Here is an 18,665-nt window from a genome sequence, read left to right as displayed (position 1 = left end):
GGATCGGCGGGGTGGATGGCAGGATGCCCGCCATGGCCGTGCATCCGAGGCACCCTTGGGCCGCGTACCTGGGCCGCCGCTTCCTCCGCTTCCTGCTCTCCCTGGCCTTACTGATCACGGCCACGTTCGCGATGGTGCACGTCATCCCGGGTGACCCGGTCAGGGCGGCGCTCGGCATCACCGCCTCACCCGAGCTGGTCGCCGCCCGCACCCACGAGCTGGGCCTCGACCTGCCGATCTGGGAGCAGTACGCGCGCCACCTGGGCGGCCTGTTCACCGGCGACCTGGGCGAGTCCATGGTCTCCGGCCTTCCGGTGGCCCAGACCATCGCCGACCGCCTGCCGTACACCGCCCTGCTCGCCCTCGTCGCCTTCGCGGTCGTGATGATCACCGCGATCCCGGTCGGCATGGCGATGGCCGCCTGGACCCGCGGCGGCCGGCGGCGCGGCGCGGAGCTGCTCTTCACCGGGGTCAGCGGCCTGCTGGCCGTCGTGCCCGAGTTCCTGCTCGCGGTCGCGCTGATCGTGGTGTTCGCGATCACGCTGGAGGTGCTGCCGGTCGCCGACGTCACCGGCGAGATGGGGCCGCGCTTCTACGTGCTGCCCACGCTGGCGCTGGCCGTCGGCCCGGCCGCCGCGCTGGGCCGGATCGTCCGGGTCGAGGCGCTCGGCGTGCTGTCGTCCGACTACATGCGCACCGCCCGCGCCAAACGGCTGCCCGCCCGGCTCATCCACCTGCGGCACGCCCTGCCCAACCTGCTCACCGGCGCCCTCACCATCGGCGGCCTGCTGATCTCCGGGCTGATCGCCGGCAGCGTCCTGGTGGAGAACGTCTTCGCCTGGCCCGGCCTCGGCAGTGCCCTGGTCGACGCGATCAAGGCCAAGGACTACCCCGTCGTGCAGGGCGTCGTGCTCGTGTACGGCGGCGCCGTGCTCCTGGTGAACCTCGCCGTCGACGTGGCCCTGGGCAGGCTCGACCCCCGCTCCACGATCCGGGAGGACTGAATGCGCAGGCTCCGCAGCCCGCTGGGCGTCGCGGCGGTCGTGTCGCTGGCGTTCCTGCTGTTCGCCGTCGTGCTCGGCCCCGTCATCTGGGCCGACGACGCCGTCAGGACCGACACGCTGGCGCTCACCCAGGGCGCGTCGGCCGCCCACCCGATGGGCACCGACGGCCTCGGCCGCGACGTGCTGGCCAGGGTGATGGTCGCCGCGCGCCCCACCATCGGCCTGGCGCTGCTCGCCACGGGCGTCGCCGTCGCCGGCGGGCTGCTGCTCGGCGGCCTGCCCGCCGTGCTCGGCCGCCGCGCCGGGCGGCTCGTCAACGGATTCATCGGCCTGGTCGTCGCCTTCCCCGGGCTGCTGATCGCGCTGGTGCTCGCGGTGGTGCTGGGCACCGGCGGCCGGTCGGCGGCGCTGGCGATCGGGCTGGCGAGCGTGCCGGCGTTCGCCCGGCTCACGCAGACGCTCGCCGCCTCCGTCGCCGGACGCGACTTCGTGGCCGCGGCCAGGGTGCTCGGCGTCGGCCGGGTCCGGATGCTGGTCCGGCACATCCTGCCGAACATCGGGGAGCCGCTGATCGTGCAGGCCACCCTCGGCGCGGGCGGCGCGCTGCTGGCCTTCGCCGCGCTGTCCTTCCTCGGGCTCGGCGTGCAGGCGCCCGACTACGACTGGGGGCTGCTGCTCAACGAGGGCCTCAACCGCGTCTACCTCAACCCGGCCGCCGCCCTCGCCCCCGGCGTCGCGGTCGTGCTGGCCGGGCTGGCGTTCAACGTGCTGGGCGAGTTCGCCGCCCAGGTCTTCGGCGGGCGTGCCGCCGTCACGCGCCCGTCCGGCCGCTCGGCCCGGCCCGTGCCCGGCGACGCCCTCACGGTCACCGACCTGCGCGTCTCGTACGGCGACGCCGCAGCGGTCAAGGGCGTGTCGTTCACGGTCGCGCCGGGCGAGCGCGTCGGCCTCGTCGGCGAGTCGGGCTCCGGCAAGTCGCTCACCGCGCTGGCCGTCTCCGGCCTGGTCGAACCACCCGGCGTGGTGTCCGGCTCGATCACGGCCGGCGAGACCGCGATGGTCTTCCAGGACCCGATGACCTCGCTCAACCCCGCCCTGCGGGTCGGCACCCAGCTCGCCGAGGTGGCCCGGACGCACGGGCGGCTGGCCCGGCGGGCGGCCTGGGAGCGGGCGGTGACCCGGCTGGACGACGTGCACATCGCGGCGGCGGCGCGGGTGGCCGCGCAGTACCCGCACGAGCTGTCGGGCGGCATGCGCCAGCGCGCGATGATCGCGATGGGCCTGATGGGCGGCCCGCGGGTGATCATCGCCGACGAGCCGACCACGGCGCTGGACGTCACCGTGCAGAAGCAGATCCTCGACCTGCTGCGCGAGGTCAGCTCCACCACCGGCGCGGCGATCCTGCTCATCTCGCACGACCTCGCCGTGGTGGCGCAGCTGTGCTCGCGGGTGCTCGTCATGTACGCCGGAGTGATCGTGGAGGACCTGACCGTCGAGCGGCTGCTCGCCGGGCCCGCCCACCCCTACACGCGGGCGCTGCTGGCGTCGGTGCCGGACATGGCCGCCGACCGCTCGCTCCCGCTGGCCACGATCCCCGGGCGGATGCCGTCACCGGCCGACCCGGCGGCGGGCTGCCCGTTCGCGCCGAGGTGCGAGCGGGCGGACGAACGCTGCCGGAACGAACTGCCCGCCCTGGAGGCGGGCGTGCGCTGCTGGCACCCGGTGGACCGGCCGGTGGCGAGCGACGCGATGCGGGCCGGGGAGTCCGGCCGGGACGATCTCAGGGTGAACGATCCGAGGGACAACGATCCGAGGGTGAACGGTCTGAGAGGGAACGAGGTGGGATCGTGACGGCGCTGGAGTTCCACGACGTGCGGGTCCGGCTCGGCCGCGGCCGCCACGCGGCCGAGGTGGTGCGCGGGGTGGACCTTGAGGTGCCCTCGGGCACGGTCGCCGGCCTGGTGGGGGAGTCGGGCTGCGGCAAGTCCACGCTGGCCAGGGCGGCGGTGGGGCTGGTGCCGCTGGCCTCCGGCCGGATCACGCCGGACCGGAGGCGGGCCGTCCAGCTCGTCTTCCAGGACCCGTACTCCTCGCTGGACCCGCGCATGAGCATCGGCGCGGCCATCACCGAGGCGCTGCCCCGGTCCGGCCGGACGGCCGGTGAGGTCGCCCGGCTGCTCGGACTGGTCGGCCTGGAGCGCGAGCACGCCACCCGGCTGCCCCGGCACCTGTCCGGTGGGCAGCGCCAGCGGGTGGCCCTGGCGCGGGCGCTCGCCGCGCGGCCCGAGGTGGTGATCGCCGACGAGATCACCTCGTCGCTCGACGTCTCGGTGCAGGGCATGGTGCTCAACCTGGTGCGCGAGATCCAGCGCGAGCTGGGTCTCACCCTGCTGTTCATCTCGCACAACCTGGCCGTCGTCAGGTACGTGAGCGACCGGGTGGCGGTCATGAGCCAGGGCCGCGTCGTCGAGCAGGGCCCGGTCGACGCCGTCATGTCCGACCCTCAGGACCCGTACACCCGCACCCTCCTGGAGTCGATCCCGAGACTGCGCCAGTGAGTGGGGCAGTCTAAGATCACGGAAATGAAGCGTGTCGCCGTGTGCGTGATCATGTCACTGGTCGCCGCGTGTGGGGCCAACGGTGAGCTCTCCGGCTCCGGCACGCCGAGTCGCTCTGCGGCCGCGCCCCATGAGCCGCCCTCGGCTCGCCCGTCTCTTGGAGAACAGCTCGGCAGGGACGGGACGACGAAGACTCCCGTCCCTGCCCAGACGAGTCGGTCAGCGGGCCGATGGAAGGTCGTCTACCGTCAAAAAGGCGACGACAGGGAGCAAGTGTTTCAGTCGGTGATGTTCACCGACGTCGCGGCGGTGGGCGAAGACAGAGCCTGGGCGGTGGGCGAACGGGCCTACAGCACTGCCGGGCACGAGCCGTTGCTGGCGGAATGGGACGGCAGGCGCTGGCGCAAGGTCATGGACGCTCTGCCCAAGGAGGTGCGTATGTGTCACCTCACCAGGGTGGATGCCTCCGACCCCGGCAACGTGTGGGTCATCGCTCACGATCCCGAAGGCGGCGAGGACGGGCTGCTCCACTTCGACGGGCAGCGATGGTCCCACACGCCTGGGATGCGGCAGGAGGAAGTGCTGGCTCTGCCCGGCGGTCGTGCATGGACGTTCGGCCGCAAGGCGCGCTATTTCGACGGGAGTCGCTGGACCGACCACCCGATCCCCATCAACGTGCAAGCCGCTCAGGCGTTGTCGCCGGAGAGCATCTGGGCGGTGGGTGAGGTTTCCACGCCATGTGGCAGGGGGACCTGCGGTGTCCCGGCCGCCGCGTATTTCGACGGGAGATCCTGGCGGCGGACGCCGCTTTCCGTGGCGGAGTCGGCAGTCAGCTTCGACACGACACTCAAAGCGGTTCTGGCTGTTGACGGCGACAAGGTGTGGGCCGCGGGCGGCTTCACGACCCCGGACGGCGCCTTTCGTCCAGTGCTGTACCAGTGGAACGGCGGTAGTTGGCAGGCCGTCAACGTGAGCGGCGGGCAGATAACCGGTCTGGCACGCGACAGCCGCGGAGCGCTCTGGGCAGCCACCACCCGTTGGACACCTGAAGGCCCCGATGGCTATCGCCTGTTGACGCGGGGAGACGGACCATGGCGTTCCGTCCGGCCGCCTGGCCCCATCACCGCGGTGACCCAGACCGCAGGAGGGACGTTGCTGTGGGGCGTGGGGGGCGACACGATCGTGCGGTACATGACGTGACGGAGTCCCTGTCGTTGACCCTCGGCCGGCCCGGTGGTTAAACTCATCGCATAATGAATTATGCGCCGGGAGGTGCGGTCATGCGCAGGACACCCGCGGCCGTGGTGAGCGCCGCCTTCTTCGCCGCCGCCCCCGGCACTGCCGCCTTTCTCGGCCCGTGGTGGGTCTCGGGCTGGCAGGCGCGTGAGCCGTTCGCGTCCTGGGTCATGGTCCCGCTGCGCGTGCTGGGGACGCTGCTCGTGGTCGCGGGGCTGGCGGTGCTGGTCCACGCGTTCGCCCGGTTCGTGGTCGAGGGCCTTGGCACGCCTGTCCCGATCGCGCCGCCCGAACGGCTCGTCGTCGGCGGCCTCTACAGATATGTGCGCAACCCGATGTACGTGGCGGTCCTCGGCTGCGTCGTCGGGCAGGCCATGCTGTTCGGCGACGGGAGGCTGCTGCTCTACGCCGTGGCCGTGGCGGTGCCCGTGGTGCTGTTCGCCCGCTTCTACGAGGAGCCGGCGCTGCGCCGCAGATTCGGCGCCGACTACGAGCGCTACCGCGCGGCCGTGCCCGGCTGGTGGCCCACGATCCACCCACGCGTCGGCGGATAGCAGCGGCTTCGGCTACGGCAGGCTCCAGCATCAGCCGTCATAGACGGCTCCAGCGTGGGCGAGCAGGCAGGTGACGGACCCGCGTGCACTTCGGCGCTGAAAGTGCACGCGGGTCCGTCACCTCTGCCTGCGGGCCAACGCGCGATTCGAGCAGATAACCGACCTCACCCATCACGGGAGACGGCACGAGCAGTGGTCCCTCTGCATGGCGAAGTAGCTTTAGGCAGGCGTGGTGATGCTGGTCCTTGATGTTGCCCGCAGCAAGAAGGACACCCGTGTCGCATAGGAGCACGTCAGCGCCCCAGCTCTGAACGGAGAATCTCCTCATGCCGCTCAGCGAGGGTCGACTCGGCCTCAAACGATGCGAAGAACGGAAGATCACGCTCTGCGGTAACGGAATCGTCCAGGCGCCCACGGATCAGTTCCAGCGCGGGCCGCAGCTCCGACTCCGGCAGGCGGTCCACCAGGTCATGTAGCTCTTCACGCATGACACTCATACCTAAGGGTGTAGGTCCACGACCTGCGTCGGTCTCAGGTTCCGCTGGCTGGGTGAAGTGTGCTGATATGTTCGCTGCGAGGCGACATGGAGATCACATCAGCATCCCTCCCAGGCAGGTTGTTCCGAGTCGTGTCCCGGTTCCCCGCCGAGGGCACCAATGTCACGGTCACCATCGACCCGGCGCGGGCGTACGTCCTCAACAAGGACTGACCAGCCGTGCCGCAAGGGGCCGGAGGTGGCACGGCTCCGGCCCCCGGCCGGGTCAGCCGGTGACGGTCACGGTCGTGAGGGCCGGTGAGGCCAGGATGTCGGCCTCGCAGAAGCGCTGCGTGATCCAGCGCTTGGCGGAGAACTCCACGGTCTGGTCCGCGTAGTGCGGCGAGTTCGGGTTCTCCGACTGCGAGTACGTCAGGAACCCGCGCACGTCAGGGCAGGCGTCGCCGTCGAACGACACCGCCTGGACGTAGCTGGAGCCGTGCAGCATCTCGGTGTAGCCCTTGGCCGGGTCCCACTGGGCGATGTTCACGTTGTAGATGCCGCCGGTCGAGCCGCCGCCGTGGATCGGGATCCGGGTGCCGTTGCGCGTGGCGTAGTGGTGGTCGCCGAACCTGGCGTTGTACGCGATCCCGGCCGACGCCAGGTCCCGCAGGGCGTTGCCGAAGTCGATGCGGTGCCCGGCCGCCGCCGCCATGCCGTTGGGGGTGCCGATCGGGTCGGTGGCCGTGAACGGGTTCTTCCACGGGTTCTTCGTGGCCTGCTCGACCAGGGTCGCGCCGAGCGTGGCCCGCTCCCAGAAGCGCTGGAACAGCAGCGCCCCGCGGCTGTTGACGTCGTTGCGCCCGTCCCAGTTCGCCAGCACGTCGCAGGAGTCGCCCACCGCGATCGGGCCGGCGTCGGACGGGGCGAAGCCCAGCGGCATGCTGCGGCACATCGCGACCGTGTCGGCGAGGGTCAGGGTGGCGGCGTGCGACCTGTTGGAGAAGACCAGCCCCTCCATCGACGCCCGGGTCAGCGAGGCGCCCAGGGCCGGGATCGCCGTCAGCCCGTGCCTGGTGCGCAGGTCCTGCGCGATGTTCGTCTTCACCATGGCCCGGGGCAGGGTGGTGAACCAGTCGGAGGCGTGGTGGTTGACCAGCCACGGGCTGTCGTTGGAGTTCTGCACGTACGTCCGGACCGTCTTCGACGGCTGGTTGGCCGGGCCGAACGTGCCCGGCACCAGGGCGTCCGGGTCGTCGCCCGGCACGCACGACCGCCCGCAGGTTGTCGAGGTTGGCGTCGGCGACGGAGAAGGCCAGCATCGCGCCCCACGGCAGCGGCAGCGGCCCCACCTGGGTGGTGACCGGCCCGTAGCGGCTGTACCAGAGCCTGCGGGTCACGGCGCCGCCGCCCAGCACGGGCACCGCGAAGGACCGGCTGGTCATCTGCTCGATCCGCCCGTCGACCAGGTAGGAGGTGGGCGAGCCGGGCACGGTCTTGAGGTTGTGGACGACGAACGGGTAGGCCGCGCTCACCGTGTGGCTCCAGGCCACGCCGGAGGTGTAGCCGATCTGAACGCCCGGCAGGCCGAGCAGCGAGCCGCCCGACACGTCGAGCGTGCCGGGGATGGTCAGGTGCGACTGCCAGAAGCGCAGGCCGTCGTGCCAGGGGAAGTGCGGGTTGCCCAGCAGCAGGCCGCGGCCGTTCGCCGACAGGGCGGAGCCGGCGGCGACCGCGTTGCTGCCGAGTTGCCGCTCGGAGACCATCTTCTGGGCGGCGGCGACGGCCTCCTGCTCGGTCGTCTGCTCGGTCGAGGTGCCGCGTGCCGCGTCGGCCCGCGCGATGCCCGCCGCCGACTGGCCGAGGCCGCCGTACATGAGCCGCGCGTAGACGAACTTCCAGGCGTCGTTCTCGGTGATCGGCCCCAGCCACGGCTTGCCGGCGCACCGCGCGTCCGTGACACCGCCCTGCGAGAGCAGCTTGTTGTAGCCGGCGACGTAGCCCCGGATGATCTCCCGCACCTCGGCCCTGGGGCCCAGCGGGTACGGCTTGGCCAGCAGTTCCTCCAGCTTCCCGGTGGCGAACAGGCCGCGGAAGAAGACGTCACTGTCGATGTTCTTGCTCGCCGTGGAGTAGACGTTGGAGGCGGGCACGCGCAGCGGCTCGGAGTTCACGCCGGACGCGTCGCCGTCGGGGCCGAAGAACAGCGACCGCTCGCCGCGCACGGTCACGTACCCGTTGGCGAGGGTGCAGAGGTTGTCCTTGGCCATGGCGTAGCCCTGGCCGAATCCGGCGTCGCCGTAGCCGGTGGCCGTGATGTGCGGCACGCCGTACTCGGTGTAGCGGATGGTCGCGGTGTAGCCCGTGGCCTGGGCGGTCGAGGCGGGTGCCACCACGCCCACCGCCACCAGGGCCAGCGCGCCTAACAGGCGTCTGATCATGCCGCGAGTGTCCGTCCGCGCCCCCGGCGGTGCATCGTCGAATCAGCCCAACGGGCCGCCGGTGGTTGGGCTGATCGGCCACAGCCGGTGGCCGGCCCGGGGCGCGGGCGCCGTCAGGCGATGCGGGCCAGGTCGCCGCCGCCGACCGGGTGCCGCTGCGGGAGCCCGCCGGCGAAGCTCTCCAGCTCGTCGAGCGCGGCGTCGGCCAGCCGGTGCGTCTCGGTGCCCATCGCGCCCGCGATGTGCGGGGTCAGCACGACGTTGGGCAGCGTGTACAGCGGCGAGCCGGCGGGCAGCGGCTCCGGGTCGGTGACGTCGAGGACCGCGTCCAGCCGCCCGGCGGCGCACTCGGCGGTCAGCGCGGCGGTGTCGACCAGGCTGCCGCGGGCGGTGTTGATCACGGTCGCGCCGTCCGGCAGCAGGGCCAGCCGCCCGCCGTCCAGCAGATGGCGCGTCTCCGGCAGTTCTGGAGCGTGCAGGGTGACGGTGTCGCTGCCGCCGAGGAGCGTCTCCAGCCCCACCAGCGTGACGCCCAGAGCCGACGCGTCGGCGGCCGAGGCGTACGGATCGGTGGCGAGCACGCGGACGTCGAACGGGCGGAGCAGCTCGGCGACCCTCCTGCCCACGCGGGACAGGCCGACGATGCCGACGGTGCGCCGGTAGTTGGACGGGTTCGGCGGCGAGTCGCGCCACGGCCCCCAGACGCCCGGGTGGCCGGTGTAGAGCGCGGCGAAGCGGTGGGCGCGCTTGCCGGCCATCAGCACGGCCGCCAGCGTGTACTCGGCGACGGGGATCGCGTTGGCCGCCGCCGCCGACGTCACGATGAGGCCCCGGTCCCAGCAGGCGGACGTGACGTGCCCCTTGACGCTGCCGGCCGCGTGCAGGACCGCCCGCAGCCGCGGCGCGCGGGCCAGCACCTCCGCCGTCACAGGCGGGCAGCCCCATCCGGTGATGAGCACCTCGGCCTCGGCCAGCCGCTCGCGCGCCGCCGCCGAGCCGAGCTCGGCCACCTGGACCGGGTCACGCACCGCCGCCAGCCGCGTGAGCCGGTCCCGGCGAGGCTCGTCGAACAGCTGCTGGTACGTCTCGCCCGCCATGACGACGAGCACCTCGGGCCGGTTCTTCACCGCGATGAACTCCTGGGGCCGAATGCGGGGACTCCGGGCACCACCGTACTCTCGGCGTCCTGCCCGGGACCGCCGTCGCCGGCCGTGGCCTCCGTTCGGGTGGCCGCGTCGAATCCGCGCCGGGGGCTTGACCATGACGCTGCGTCAACCCTCCATGCTGGCCGTCATGAGCATCCTTCCGACAACCGATGAGGTTCAGGGGCCGGCGATCCACGCGCGGGGCCTGGAGAAGGCGTACAAGGAGCTGCGGGTGCTGCGCGGCGTGGACTTCGAGGTGGCGCGGGGCAGCGTCTTCGCCCTGCTCGGCTCGAACGGGGCGGGCAAGACCACGGTGGTGAGGATCCTGTCCACGCTGCTCAGGGCCGACGCGGGGACCGCCCGCGTGAACGGCTTCGATGTCGTGACGCAGGCCGCCGGCGTACGCGGGTCCATCAGTCTCACCGGGCAGTTCGGGCGGTCGACGGGATCCTCAGCGGGCGGGAGAACCTCGTCCTGGTCGCCAGACTGTGGCATGTCGAGGACCCTGGCGCGGTCGCGGACGACCTGCTGAGGCGCTTCTCGCTGACCGAGGCGGGCGCCCGGAGGGTGGCGACGTACTCCGGTGGCATGCGCCGCCGCCTGGACCTCGCGATGAGTCTCGCCGGGAGTCCGCCGGTCATCTTCCTCGACGAGCCGACGGCCGGGCTGGACCCCGAGGCGCGCGTCGAGGTGTGGCGGGCCGTCAAGGAGCTCGCCGAGGGCGGCACGACCGTGCTGCTCACCACCCAGCACCTGGAGGAGGCGGAACACCTCGCCGACCGGATCGCGATCCTCCACCAGGGCCGGATCATCGTCAACGGCACCCTGGCCGAGCTCAGAGGGCTGCTGCCGCCCGCCAAGGCGGAGTACGTCGAGAAGCAGCCCTCCCTCGAAGACGTCTTCTTCGCGGTCGTCGGCCATGCCGGCGAAGGCGACACGGACGGTGCCGCCGGCAGGGGCCGCACACACCACGAAATCCGGTCGACCGAGAAGTGAGGAACGACAATGGCCACGCGTTTCCTGGGTGACACCGCCGTCCTCACCGGACGGACCCTGCGCCACGTCACACGCAGCCTGGACACCATCATCACGACCGCGATCACGCCGATCGCCATGCTGCTGCTGTTCGTCTACGTGTTCGGCGGCGCGATCGACACCGGGACGGTCTCGTACGTGAACTACCTGCTGCCCGGCATCCTGGTCATCACGATCGCCTCGGGCATCGCCTACACCGCGTTACGCCTCTTCACCGACATGCAGGGCGGGATCTTCGAGAGATTCCAGTCCATGCCGATCGCCCGCTCGTCCGTCCTGTGGGCGCACGTGCTGACCTCACTGGCCGCCAACCTGATCTCGCTCGCGCTCGTCGTGCTCGCCGCCCTGCTCATCGGCTTCCGCTCGGGCGCCGGAGTGCCGGCCTGGCTCGCGGTCGCCGGCATCCTCATCCTGTTCATCCTGGCCTTGACCTGGATCGCCGTCATCCCCGGCCTCACCGCGAAGAGCGTGGACGGCGCGAGCGCGTTCTCCTACCCGCTCATCTTCCTGCCGTTCATCAGCTCGGCCTTCGTCCCCACCGACACCATGCCCGGCCCGCTGCGCGCCTTCGCCGAACACCAGCCGGTGACCTCCATCGTCAACGCCATCCGCGACCTGCTCGCCCAGCGGCCGGTCGGCGCCGACGTCTGGACCGCCCTCGCCTGGTGCGCCGGCATCCTCGTCGTGGCCTACCTCTTCGCCGGCCTCACCTACCGGCGCAGGATCTCCTGAGCCGGCGTCGACCGGGTCCGGGCGAGTCGAGAGCAGAATCAGAGCATGCTGACGATCGGTCAACTGGCGGCGTACGCGGGTGTCACGGTGCGGGCGGTGCGGCACTATCACCAGATCGGCCTCCTGCCCGAGCCGGAGCGGGATGCCTCGGGCTACCGGCGATACGGCGCGACGGCGGTCGTGTCCCTCATCAAGATCCGCAGCCTCGCCGGCGCCGGCGTGCCGCTGTCCCAGATCGGTCAGATGCTCGACGCCGATCCGCCGGCCTTCGCCGAAGCGGTCCGGAGGATCGACGGCCGTCTGCGCGAGGAGATCGAACGGCTGGAGACCAGCCGCGCGCAGATCGCGCGGCTCGCCACCGGGGACAGTCTGGCGCTCCCGCCGGAGGTGACCTTCTTTCTGGACCGGCTTCGGGAGATCGGCGCGTCAGAGCGGATGGTCGAGGCTGAGCGGGACGGGTGGATCCTGGTCGCGGCCCGCTGGCCCGGCTACGTCCGCGACATCATGCCCGGCAAACTCGCGCAGCTCGAGGACCCGCACATCGTTCGGCTCTACCAGGTCGGGTCGGCGCTCCTGGAAAGCGGCACAGGCGACGACCCGCGTCTGGAGGAGATCGCCGACATCCTGGCCGGCCTGGCCGAGCAGGCGCACGCCTCCGGCGAGCTGCTGCCCGACGATCTGGCGTACGACCTGGTCGACGCCCTTCTCGTCGAGGCCGACCCGAGGTCGGAGCGGCTGCTGGCCCTGCTGCGCGAGCGTGGCTGGGCCGGTTGGACCCGGCCGGAGCGGCTGGCACAGCCGCCCGGCCGGCCCGCGGACGCGTCACACGCACCGGCGCCCGCGCCGGATCATCGACCCGGCTAGTAGACGACGACCGCGAAGACGGCCGCCACGAACCCCCGCCATCACCGGGATGAACGCCTTGCGGGCCAGGTCCAGCACCGGCACCCGGGCGAACCCGGCCACCGCGATCAGCGACGACCAGGCGACGAGCACCCCGCCGCCGGACCAGATGGCGCCCATCTGGCCCACGGCGGCCAGCGTCGCCGGGTCCATCCCGACGGCCGGGCCGAGCGCGCCGGACAGCGAACCGGTCAGCGGCAGGCCCGAGAAGCCCGAGCCGTCCAGGCCGGTGATGATGCCCACGATCAGGATCGCGAACGTCATCAGGAAGCCGTTCTGCGGGATGCCCTGCTGGGCCCCGCTGACCAGGTCGAACAGGAAGTTGGGCGCCTGGGCTCCCTCCGGCAGGCCCATGATGCGGCCGGCGAAGTCGGCGTTGCCGATGAAGAAGTAGCCCGCGATCGGCAGCACGATGCCCATCGCCTTGACCGCGAACACCAGGCCGTCCACCACGTGGTCGGCGCAGGTCTCCAGGGCCCGGCGGCCGTCGCCGACGAACGTGGCGCGGCGGCGGGACACCAGCGGGCCACCCACCGCTTCAAAAGATCGCCACCTCCGCCGGCTGACCCGGGCTCCCGGCCGCCCTGGCCGGTGCGGGTCTGGTCAGTGGTCTGATCAGTGCGGGTCCGATCAGTGCGGGTCTGATCAGTGCGGGTCCGGGCGGTGCGGGTCCGGTCCGGGCGGGCTCGGTCAGTGCGGGCCGCGATAGCCGGGCGGCGGGGTGTCGGCGGTGTACTCCCGCACCGGCTCGCCCCTCAGGAACGATCGCAGGACGTTCAGGTACGGCCGGTCCCGGCCGGCCGCGTCCAGGTGGACGAGCCGCGCGCCGGGCAGCGCCTTCCGGTAGTCCACGGCCGACGACCAGTTCTGCTCGTCGCAGCCGCCCTTGACGACCAGGGCGGGCACGGACAGCCCGGCGATACCCGGCCGCACGCCCCGGGGCAGGGGCCGCGCGGCCAGGTGCGCGTACCCACCGAGCTCGCCGGGCGGTGGCGAGGCCGCAGACGAGGGCGAGGGCGAATCCGAAGACGGAGCCGAAGACGAAGGCGAGGACGAGGACGAAGACGGGCGTGCGGCCGGGCGCGCGGTCGCGGGCGGCGCCGGAGTCGCCGTCGGGCGCGATCCCCGAGGTGCCGGTGAGGCGGCGCGACAGGGCGGACCGGCGGGCCGGGGAAGCCGGGCGTCCAGCTCGTCGTCCCCCGCGAAGGCGTGCGCGGCGGCCGGATCGACGCGCAGCAGCGTGTAGACGGCGAGCATGCGCGTCGTGGGCGGCCCGGCCCCGGACCCGGCCGAGCCGAGCAGGGCGGTGGCCCGGTCGGCGGCGGGGGAGTCGAGGCTCGCCGGGTCGGTGAGGACCACCCGGCTCACCCGGTCCGGATGCGCGGCCAGGTAGGCGGCGGCGAGCCGGGCCCCGTGGCCGTGGCCGATCAGGACGAGCCGCTCGGCCCCGATGGCGCGGCGGGCCGCCTCCAGGTCGGCCGTGTCACGCTCCAGGCCGTAGCCTCGCGGGTCGGCCAGCCGCGCCGACCGGCCGGCTCCGAGCTGGTCGTAGACGTACACCTGGTAGCCGTCGGCGGCGAGCCCGCCGTAGAAGGCCGAGTCGCGGGCCAGGTCGGCCCGCCCGGGGCCGCCGTGCAGGAACACGACCGGCTCGGCCCGGGTCACCCGCTTGGGCGCCACCCGCACGTACGCCAGCCGGGACCCCGTGTCCAGCCGCCACTCCTTCTGCCCGGACACCCGGGACGGCGCGGCGTCCGGCGGGGGAGGGTGGATGAGGGCGGACGTGACCTGCCAGACCACCAGCGCCTCCACGGCCAGGACGGCCCCGGCGCGCGCCCAGCGCCCCCAGGCGACCTGGGGCCGCGGCACGCAGCGCAGCAGGCCGACGAAGAACACCGCGCCGAACACGGCCAGCCCGGCCGCTGCGAAGACGTCCGGGCCGGTGCCGAGCATCGCCGTCCCGGCCAGCGCCGCCAGGCCCAGGACCGGCGCCAGCGCCAGCACCCCGAGCCCGGTCAGCAGCCGGACGACCCACCGGGCGAGAACACGCACACGGCGAAACTAGTACAAAGCTCTCCCCGAGGGGCGATATCACGTCAGCGGGCGGCCCAACCGCAGGGTGACCCGCCCGCCCCGCCGCACGGTCTCCCGCACGCTCCACACGCACGCGTCGACCACCTCGCCGTCGGGCGTCATGTACGCGCCGGCCTTGAGCGGGCGCCTCAGAGCACTGGATGGCACCTGCACCGGACATGCGATGAAATATCAGCAATTCATCTACTGACTGGGAGTTTGTCGTGGCGCTTTTCGACCTGCCGATCGAGCGGCTCCGTTCCTACCGTCCCGAACGGGACGAGCCCGCCGACTTCGATGCCTTCTGGTCACGCACCCTGGCCGAGGCGGGCGAGTTCGACCTGGCCGCCACGTTCACCCCGTACGACCTGCCGCTGGCCGCGGTCGACGTGTACGACGTGTCGTTCGCCGGATGGGGCGGCCACCGCGTCAACGGCTGGTTCCTGACCCCGCGCGGCGCCGATCGGCCGCTGCCCTGCGTCATGCACTACATCGGCTACAGCGGCGGCCGCGGCTTCCCGCACGACCACCTGCTCTGGCCGGCCGCGGGCTACGCGGTGTTCGTCATGGAGACGCGCGGTCACGGCGGCGCCAGCCCGCAGCATCCCGGCGTGACGGGCGACCCCCACGGCGGCGACCACGCCCAGGCGCCGGGCATGATGACCCGCGGCATCCTCGACCCCGAGACCTATTACTACCGGCGGGTCTTCACCGACGCGGTCCGGGCGGTCGACGCGGCCGCCGCGCATCCGGCCGTCGACGCGGCGCGCATCGTGGTGTCGGGCGGCAGCCAGGGCGGCGGCATCGCGCAGGCCACGGCCGCGCTGCGCCCCTCGGTCAAGGGGGCGCTCATCGATGTGCCCTTCCTGACCGACTTCAGGCGGGCCGTCGAGATCACCGATCGCGACCCGTACCAGGAGATCGTGCGGTTCCTGGCCTCGCGCAGGGACGGCGCCGAGCGGGTGTTCGCCACGCTGGCCTACTTCGACGGGCTCAACTTCGCCGCCCGAGGCCGGGTGCCCGCGTTGTACTCGGTGGCGCTGATGGACGACGTGTGCCCGCCGTCGACGGTCTTCGGCGCCTACAACCACTGGCAGGGGCCGAAGGAGATCACGGTCTGGCCGTGGAACGGCCACGAGGGCGGGGCGGGATTCCAGCGCGAGAAGCAGCTGCGCCATCTGCGCGAGCTGCTCGCGGACGGCTGATCCGGAAGCCGGTCGCCGCCGGCCCGGCACGGCCCCCCGCCGCACCGGGCCCGGCGATCGGCGGTCAGACGTTCTGGTCGGTCACCAGGAAGGACACGGCCCCCTTGTCGTCGGCGCCGGCGTCCAGGGACTTGTCCTCCAGGACGGTGGCGGCCACAGGGTCGAGATAGACGCGGGCGCCTTCGGTCTCGACCACTTCGTCGGCGGGCTCCGGCTGCGTCGCCAGCGAAAGGGTGAGCGAACCCGAGCCCTCTCCCTGCGACGAGATGCGGATGCCGCCCTGCTCAGGCTCAGGTGCGGACGCGGTCAGGTCACGGATGGCCTGGGCTGCGTTGGCGGTCAGGGTGAGCACTACGGCTCCTCCTCACGGTCGACGTACATGAATTGCCTGCCCTTCCCGCCTCAGGGGGACCCAACCATCTGTGGTCGGATTTCTTTCCGGATCCCCGTGGGGGCAGGACCTACAGCTCGGCGAAGCGTTCCACGTCCTCGGTGCGGCCGGACACGATGATGACGTCGTTGTACGTGAGCTCCGTCTCGGCCGTGGCGTAGGTGAACTCCTCGTCGGGGCTCTTGACCGCGACGACGGTGATGCCGTGCTTGCGGCGCAGGTTGGACTCACCCAGCGGGGCGCCCACGTAGTCCTTCGGCGGCCGCGTCTTGGCCAGCGCGAAGTTGGCGTCGACCTGCATGTAGTCGAGCATCCGCCCGCTCACCAGGTGCGCCACCCGCTCGCCCATGTCGTGCTCGGGGAGCACCACGTGGTGGGCGCCGATCCGGCTGAGGATGCGGCCGTGCTGTTTGCTGACCGCCTTGGCCCAGATGTCGTCGATCTCCAGCTCCACCAGCAGCGACGCGGTGAGGATGCTGGCCTCCAGGTCGCCGCCGATGGCCACGACCGCGCGGTAGAAGTCGGGCACGCCGAGCTGGCGCAGCACCTCCATGTCGGTGGCGTCGGCGACGGCGATCTGCGTGATCTGCCCCGCCAGCGACTGCACCACCTTGGGACGGTGGTCGATGGCCAGCACCTCGGTGCCGTGCCGGGCCAGCTCCAGCGCCAGCGAGGTGCCGAACCTGCCCATCCCGATCACCACGACCGGGTCGCTTCTCTTGTCAGCCAACGATGATCCGCTCCTCGGGTAGTTCGTAGCGGCGCTGACGCTCCTTCAACGCCAGCGCGGAGCCGAGCGTGAGCGGGCCGATCCGGCCCACGAACATGAGCAACAGCAGCAGGACGTGCCCGGCCGGCGACAACTCGGCGGTGACGCCGGTGGACAGGCCCGCCGTGCTGAACGCCGCGATCACCTCGAACAGCACCTGGTCCAGGCTGTGCGGGGTCAGCACGAGCAGCACGTAGGTCGACACCGCCACCAGGATCACGCTGATCGCGGCGATCGACAACGCCTGGCGCTGGGCCGACTCGGGGACGCGGCGATGACCGACGTTGACCCGGTTCTCGCCCCGCAGCTCGGCCCAGATGACGAACGCCAGCAGCCCGAACGTGGTCACCTTGATCCCGCCGGCCGAGCCCGCGCTGCCGCCCCCGATGAACATCAGCACGTCCGTGGCCAGCCAGCTGGACGGGGTCATCGCGGTGATGTCGAGGCTGTTGAAGCCGGCCGTACGGGGCATGACGGAGGCGAAGAAGGCGGCGAGCAGCCGGCCGCCGTCGTCGAGCGGCCCGAGCGTCCTGGGGTTGTGCCACTCGGCGCCGAGGAACACCAGCGTCCCCGAGCCGATCAGGATCACGGTGACGGTCACCGTGATCCGGGTCAGCACCGACCAGCGGCTGGGCCGCCGCCACGACCTGGCCAGCTCGAACACCACGGGGAAGCCGAGCCCGCCGACGATCACGGCCGCCGCGATCGTCAGGCAGATCCACGGGTCCGCGACGAACCGCATCAGGCTGTCGGGCCACAGGGCGAACCCGGCGTTGTTGAACGCCGACACCGCGTGAAAGGCCCCGAGGTAGGCGGCGCGGCCGAGCGGCTCGCCGTACCCCGTCATGAACCGGACGGTGAGCACCACCGCGGTCACGCTCTCGCACACCAGGCTGAACACGAGCACCTTGCGCAGCACCTGGCGCACGTCCGACATGCTCAGCGTGCGCGTCTCGGCCTGCGCCGCGAGCCGGGCCCGCAGCCCGAGCCGGCCCGCGACCAGCACGGCGAAGACGGTGGCCAGGGTCATGATGCCCAGGCCACCGGCCTGGAACAGCCCGGCGATGACGATCTCGCCGAACATCGACCAGTGCGCCTCGGTGTCCACGAGCACCAGGCCGGTTACGCACACGGCGGACGTGGCGGTGAACAGCGCGGTCAGCCAGCCCGCGGACTCACCCGTCGTGGTGGCCACCGGCAGCGCCAGCAGCAGCGTGCCCAGCAGCACGGCGGCGCCGAACCCGGTCACGATGACCTGGGTGGGATGGTGGAAACGGGACAGGAGGCGAGATGACCTCACCCGGCGCGGTCTTCCGGACAAGCCGTCACACGGCTTCAGCACTTGCAAGGGGAGTCACGAACGCCTCCGAAGTCCCACGCGACACCGATGTTCTGCCGACCGGCTTCCCCGGCGCAGTGGCCTACCGTAACAGGCATGTCGCGTTGACGGCATATGTGATCTGCCTCTCCGCCGCGCGGGAGCTCCCTCAGTCCCGGACCAGGCGATCCACCAGCGCCTGCAGGGTCACGGCCCCGCGCACCGAGCCGCCCTCGACCACGGCGACCAGGGGGCTGTGCGTACGCGCCATCAGCGCCGCGAGCTCCAGCACCGTGGCGTCCGGCCCGCTCACGGGCAGCTCGCGCGGCTTTTCCGGCAGCGCCTCGCGCACGGTCCGGTGGGCCAGGGAGCGCAGGAACAGGTCGGCGTGCGCCTCGTCGACCACGCGGGCCAGCGCGGGATCGTCCATGCAGTAGGTGGGGACGGCCAGTCGCAGCACCTGGGTGCCCGGCAGGATGCTCAGCGGCCGGCCCCGCTCGTCGACCACGATCAGGCCGGGCAGGTCCTGGTCGGCCAGCAGCCGAGCCGCGTCGATCACCGGGGTGTCGACCGTGACGGTGGGGAACTCGGTGACGAGGTCGATGGCACGCATGGGGGGTCCTCCCGAGGTGAACGAACACCGACCCAGCTTCCCGGCGCCCGGGCCAACCTATCGGCTCACAACCGGCATTATCCCCCGGTCAGCGGATGGACGGGCCATTCCAGGACGATCCGGATGGTATGGCTGGCCCTACCACGGGCCGGGGTGCGCGCAGGGCTCCGGTTCCGCCGCTGAGCGACCATGCTGGGCCTACCACCCAACCCC

The 18,665-nt window shown here is 72.1% G+C and carries 20 protein-coding genes and 2 pseudogenes; 11 read left to right on the top strand and 11 right to left on the bottom strand.

From position 1 onward, the window contains the following. Window positions 1-32: 32 nt before the first annotated feature. The 5 genes from IEY82_RS06305 (at window position 33) to IEY82_RS06285 (ending at window position 5,352) form a co-directional block, all read left to right on the top strand. Window positions 33-1,004, top strand: coding sequence for an ABC transporter permease (locus IEY82_RS06305; RefSeq protein ID WP_225262208.1), 972 nt, complete (start codon window positions 33-35; stop codon window positions 1,002-1,004). Then, on the top strand, window positions 1,005-2,855 hold the full coding sequence (locus tag IEY82_RS06300) for a dipeptide/oligopeptide/nickel ABC transporter permease/ATP-binding protein (protein WP_189123008.1): 1,851 nt from the start codon (window positions 1,005-1,007) through the stop codon (window positions 2,853-2,855). Next, window positions 2,852-3,562 (top strand): ABC transporter ATP-binding protein, encoded by a 711-nt coding sequence (locus IEY82_RS06295; RefSeq protein ID WP_189123007.1) that lies wholly within the window; start codon window positions 2,852-2,854, stop codon window positions 3,560-3,562. The genes IEY82_RS06300 and IEY82_RS06295 overlap by 4 nt, the downstream gene beginning before the upstream one ends. 24 nt (window positions 3,563-3,586) lie before the next feature. Then, window positions 3,587-4,762 (top strand): hypothetical protein, encoded by a 1,176-nt coding sequence (locus IEY82_RS06290; RefSeq protein WP_189123006.1) that lies wholly within the window; start codon window positions 3,587-3,589, stop codon window positions 4,760-4,762. Window positions 4,763-4,842: 80 nt separating this feature from the next. Then, window positions 4,843-5,352, top strand: coding sequence for a methyltransferase family protein (locus IEY82_RS06285; RefSeq protein ID WP_189123005.1), 510 nt, complete (start codon window positions 4,843-4,845; stop codon window positions 5,350-5,352). A 293-nt stretch (window positions 5,353-5,645) separates the two neighbouring features. Here IEY82_RS06285 and IEY82_RS06280 read toward each other — a convergent pair whose 3' ends face one another. Continuing rightward, window positions 5,646-5,849 (bottom strand): hypothetical protein, encoded by a 204-nt coding sequence (locus IEY82_RS06280; protein ID WP_189123004.1) that lies wholly within the window; start codon window positions 5,847-5,849, stop codon window positions 5,646-5,648. Between the two features lie 86 nt (window positions 5,850-5,935). Here IEY82_RS06280 and IEY82_RS39795 point away from each other — a divergent pair, with 86 nt between their 5' ends. Continuing rightward, window positions 5,936-6,061: a hypothetical protein gene (locus tag IEY82_RS39795; RefSeq protein ID WP_268241125.1), complete on the top strand. Its 126-nt coding sequence runs from the start codon at window positions 5,936-5,938 to the stop codon at window positions 6,059-6,061. A 52-nt stretch (window positions 6,062-6,113) separates the two neighbouring features. Here IEY82_RS39795 and IEY82_RS38905 read toward each other — a convergent pair. From IEY82_RS38905 to IEY82_RS06265, 3 genes and pseudogenes are all read right to left on the bottom strand, one after another. Further along, window positions 6,114-7,175: pseudogene (locus IEY82_RS38905) on the bottom strand (penicillin acylase family protein); the annotation flags it as partial. A gap of 72 nt (window positions 7,176-7,247) precedes the next feature. Beyond that, window positions 7,248-8,268 (bottom strand): annotated as a pseudogene (locus IEY82_RS40250) (penicillin acylase family protein); the annotation flags it as partial. Between the two features lie 113 nt (window positions 8,269-8,381). Next, window positions 8,382-9,395, bottom strand: a complete 1,014-nt coding sequence (locus IEY82_RS06265; RefSeq protein WP_225262210.1) for a hydroxyacid dehydrogenase — start codon at window positions 9,393-9,395, stop codon at window positions 8,382-8,384. A gap of 166 nt (window positions 9,396-9,561) precedes the next feature. On the opposite strand from IEY82_RS06265, the gene IEY82_RS40105 reads away from it, so the two are divergent. Genes IEY82_RS40105 through IEY82_RS06250 form a run of 4 tightly spaced genes read left to right on the top strand, consistent with a single transcriptional unit; the run spans window position 9,562 to window position 12,044 of the window. Continuing rightward, entirely contained in the window at window positions 9,562-9,945 is a 384-nt protein-coding gene (locus tag IEY82_RS40105; protein ID WP_308015914.1) for an ATP-binding cassette domain-containing protein, read from the top strand. After that, the gene (locus tag IEY82_RS40100) at window positions 9,861-10,409 is read left to right on the top strand and encodes an ABC transporter ATP-binding protein (protein WP_308015924.1); all 549 of its coding nucleotides are present in this window, start codon (window positions 9,861-9,863) and stop codon (window positions 10,407-10,409) included. Before IEY82_RS40105 ends, IEY82_RS40100 begins: the two co-directional genes overlap by 85 nt. A gap of 9 nt (window positions 10,410-10,418) precedes the next feature. Further along, window positions 10,419-11,180: an ABC transporter permease gene (locus IEY82_RS06255; RefSeq protein WP_189123001.1), complete on the top strand. Its 762-nt coding sequence runs from the start codon at window positions 10,419-10,421 to the stop codon at window positions 11,178-11,180. Between the two features lie 45 nt (window positions 11,181-11,225). Further along, on the top strand, window positions 11,226-12,044 hold the full coding sequence (locus tag IEY82_RS06250; RefSeq protein WP_189123000.1) for a MerR family transcriptional regulator: 819 nt from the start codon (window positions 11,226-11,228) through the stop codon (window positions 12,042-12,044). Here the strand turns inward: IEY82_RS06250 and IEY82_RS06245 are convergent. The 3 genes from IEY82_RS06245 to IEY82_RS06235 form a co-directional block, all read right to left on the bottom strand. Continuing rightward, the gene (locus tag IEY82_RS06245; protein ID WP_225262211.1) at window positions 12,003-12,617 is read right to left on the bottom strand and encodes a hypothetical protein; all 615 of its coding nucleotides are present in this window, start codon (window positions 12,615-12,617) and stop codon (window positions 12,003-12,005) included. The genes IEY82_RS06250 and IEY82_RS06245 overlap by 42 nt on opposite strands. 156 nt (window positions 12,618-12,773) lie before the next feature. After that, window positions 12,774-14,135 carry an alpha/beta fold hydrolase gene (locus IEY82_RS06240; RefSeq protein ID WP_189122999.1) on the bottom strand — a complete coding sequence of 454 codons (1,362 nt, stop codon included), beginning with the start codon at window positions 14,133-14,135 and terminating at the stop codon, window positions 12,774-12,776. A 39-nt stretch (window positions 14,136-14,174) separates the two neighbouring features. Next, complete coding sequence (locus IEY82_RS06235; RefSeq protein ID WP_189122998.1) at window positions 14,175-14,330, bottom strand: hypothetical protein; 156 nt, start codon at window positions 14,328-14,330, stop codon at window positions 14,175-14,177. A gap of 50 nt (window positions 14,331-14,380) precedes the next feature. Between IEY82_RS06235 and IEY82_RS06230 the strand changes: the two genes are divergently transcribed. Then, on the top strand, window positions 14,381-15,361 hold the full coding sequence (locus IEY82_RS06230) for an acetylxylan esterase (RefSeq protein ID WP_189122997.1): 981 nt from the start codon (window positions 14,381-14,383) through the stop codon (window positions 15,359-15,361). Between the two features lie 64 nt (window positions 15,362-15,425). Here IEY82_RS06230 and IEY82_RS06225 read toward each other — a convergent pair whose 3' ends face one another. From IEY82_RS06225 to IEY82_RS06210, 4 genes are all read right to left on the bottom strand, one after another. Further along, window positions 15,426-15,713, bottom strand: a complete 288-nt coding sequence (locus IEY82_RS06225) for a HesB/IscA family protein (RefSeq protein WP_189122996.1) — start codon at window positions 15,711-15,713, stop codon at window positions 15,426-15,428. Window positions 15,714-15,822: 109 nt separating this feature from the next. Then, entirely contained in the window at window positions 15,823-16,482 is a 660-nt protein-coding gene (locus IEY82_RS06220) for a potassium channel family protein (protein WP_189122995.1), read from the bottom strand. Further along, window positions 16,475-17,821 (bottom strand): TrkH family potassium uptake protein, encoded by a 1,347-nt coding sequence (locus IEY82_RS06215; protein WP_225262213.1) that lies wholly within the window; start codon window positions 17,819-17,821, stop codon window positions 16,475-16,477. The genes IEY82_RS06220 and IEY82_RS06215 overlap by 8 nt, the downstream gene beginning before the upstream one ends. Window positions 17,822-18,008: 187 nt before the next feature. Further along, window positions 18,009-18,452, bottom strand: coding sequence for a CBS domain-containing protein (locus IEY82_RS06210; protein WP_189122993.1), 444 nt, complete (start codon window positions 18,450-18,452; stop codon window positions 18,009-18,011). Window positions 18,453-18,665: the final 213 nt, after the last annotated feature.

Source organism: Nonomuraea cavernae (assembly GCF_014646355.1).
GTDB lineage: Bacteria > Actinomycetota > Actinomycetes > Streptosporangiales > Streptosporangiaceae > Nonomuraea > Nonomuraea cavernae.
Note: the sequence above shows the minus strand (reverse complement) of the source record. Positions and strands in the feature narration are given on the sequence as shown.

Bases quoted from the DNA above. Each gene is read 5' to 3' on its own strand.
- IEY82_RS06305 (WP_225262208.1), top strand. From the start codon at position 33: ATGGCCGTGCATCCGAGGCACCCTTGGGCCGCGTACCTGGGCCGCCGC.
- IEY82_RS06300 (WP_189123008.1), top strand. From the start codon at position 1,005: ATGCGCAGGCTCCGCAGCCCGCTGGGCGTCGCGGCGGTCGTGTCGCTG.
- IEY82_RS06290 (WP_189123006.1), top strand. From the start codon at position 3,587: ATGAAGCGTGTCGCCGTGTGCGTGATCATGTCACTGGTCGCCGCGTGT.
- IEY82_RS06285 (WP_189123005.1), top strand. From the start codon at position 4,843: ATGCGCAGGACACCCGCGGCCGTGGTGAGCGCCGCCTTCTTCGCCGCC.
- IEY82_RS06280 (WP_189123004.1), bottom strand. From the start codon at position 5,849: ATGAGTGTCATGCGTGAAGAGCTACATGACCTGGTGGACCGCCTGCCG.
- IEY82_RS39795 (WP_268241125.1), top strand. From the start codon at position 5,936: ATGGAGATCACATCAGCATCCCTCCCAGGCAGGTTGTTCCGAGTCGTG.
- IEY82_RS40105 (WP_308015914.1), top strand. From the start codon at position 9,562: ATGAGCATCCTTCCGACAACCGATGAGGTTCAGGGGCCGGCGATCCAC.
- IEY82_RS06255 (WP_189123001.1), top strand. From the start codon at position 10,419: ATGGCCACGCGTTTCCTGGGTGACACCGCCGTCCTCACCGGACGGACC.
- IEY82_RS06250 (WP_189123000.1), top strand. From the start codon at position 11,226: ATGCTGACGATCGGTCAACTGGCGGCGTACGCGGGTGTCACGGTGCGG.
- IEY82_RS06210 (WP_189122993.1), bottom strand. From the start codon at position 18,452: ATGCGTGCCATCGACCTCGTCACCGAGTTCCCCACCGTCACGGTCGAC.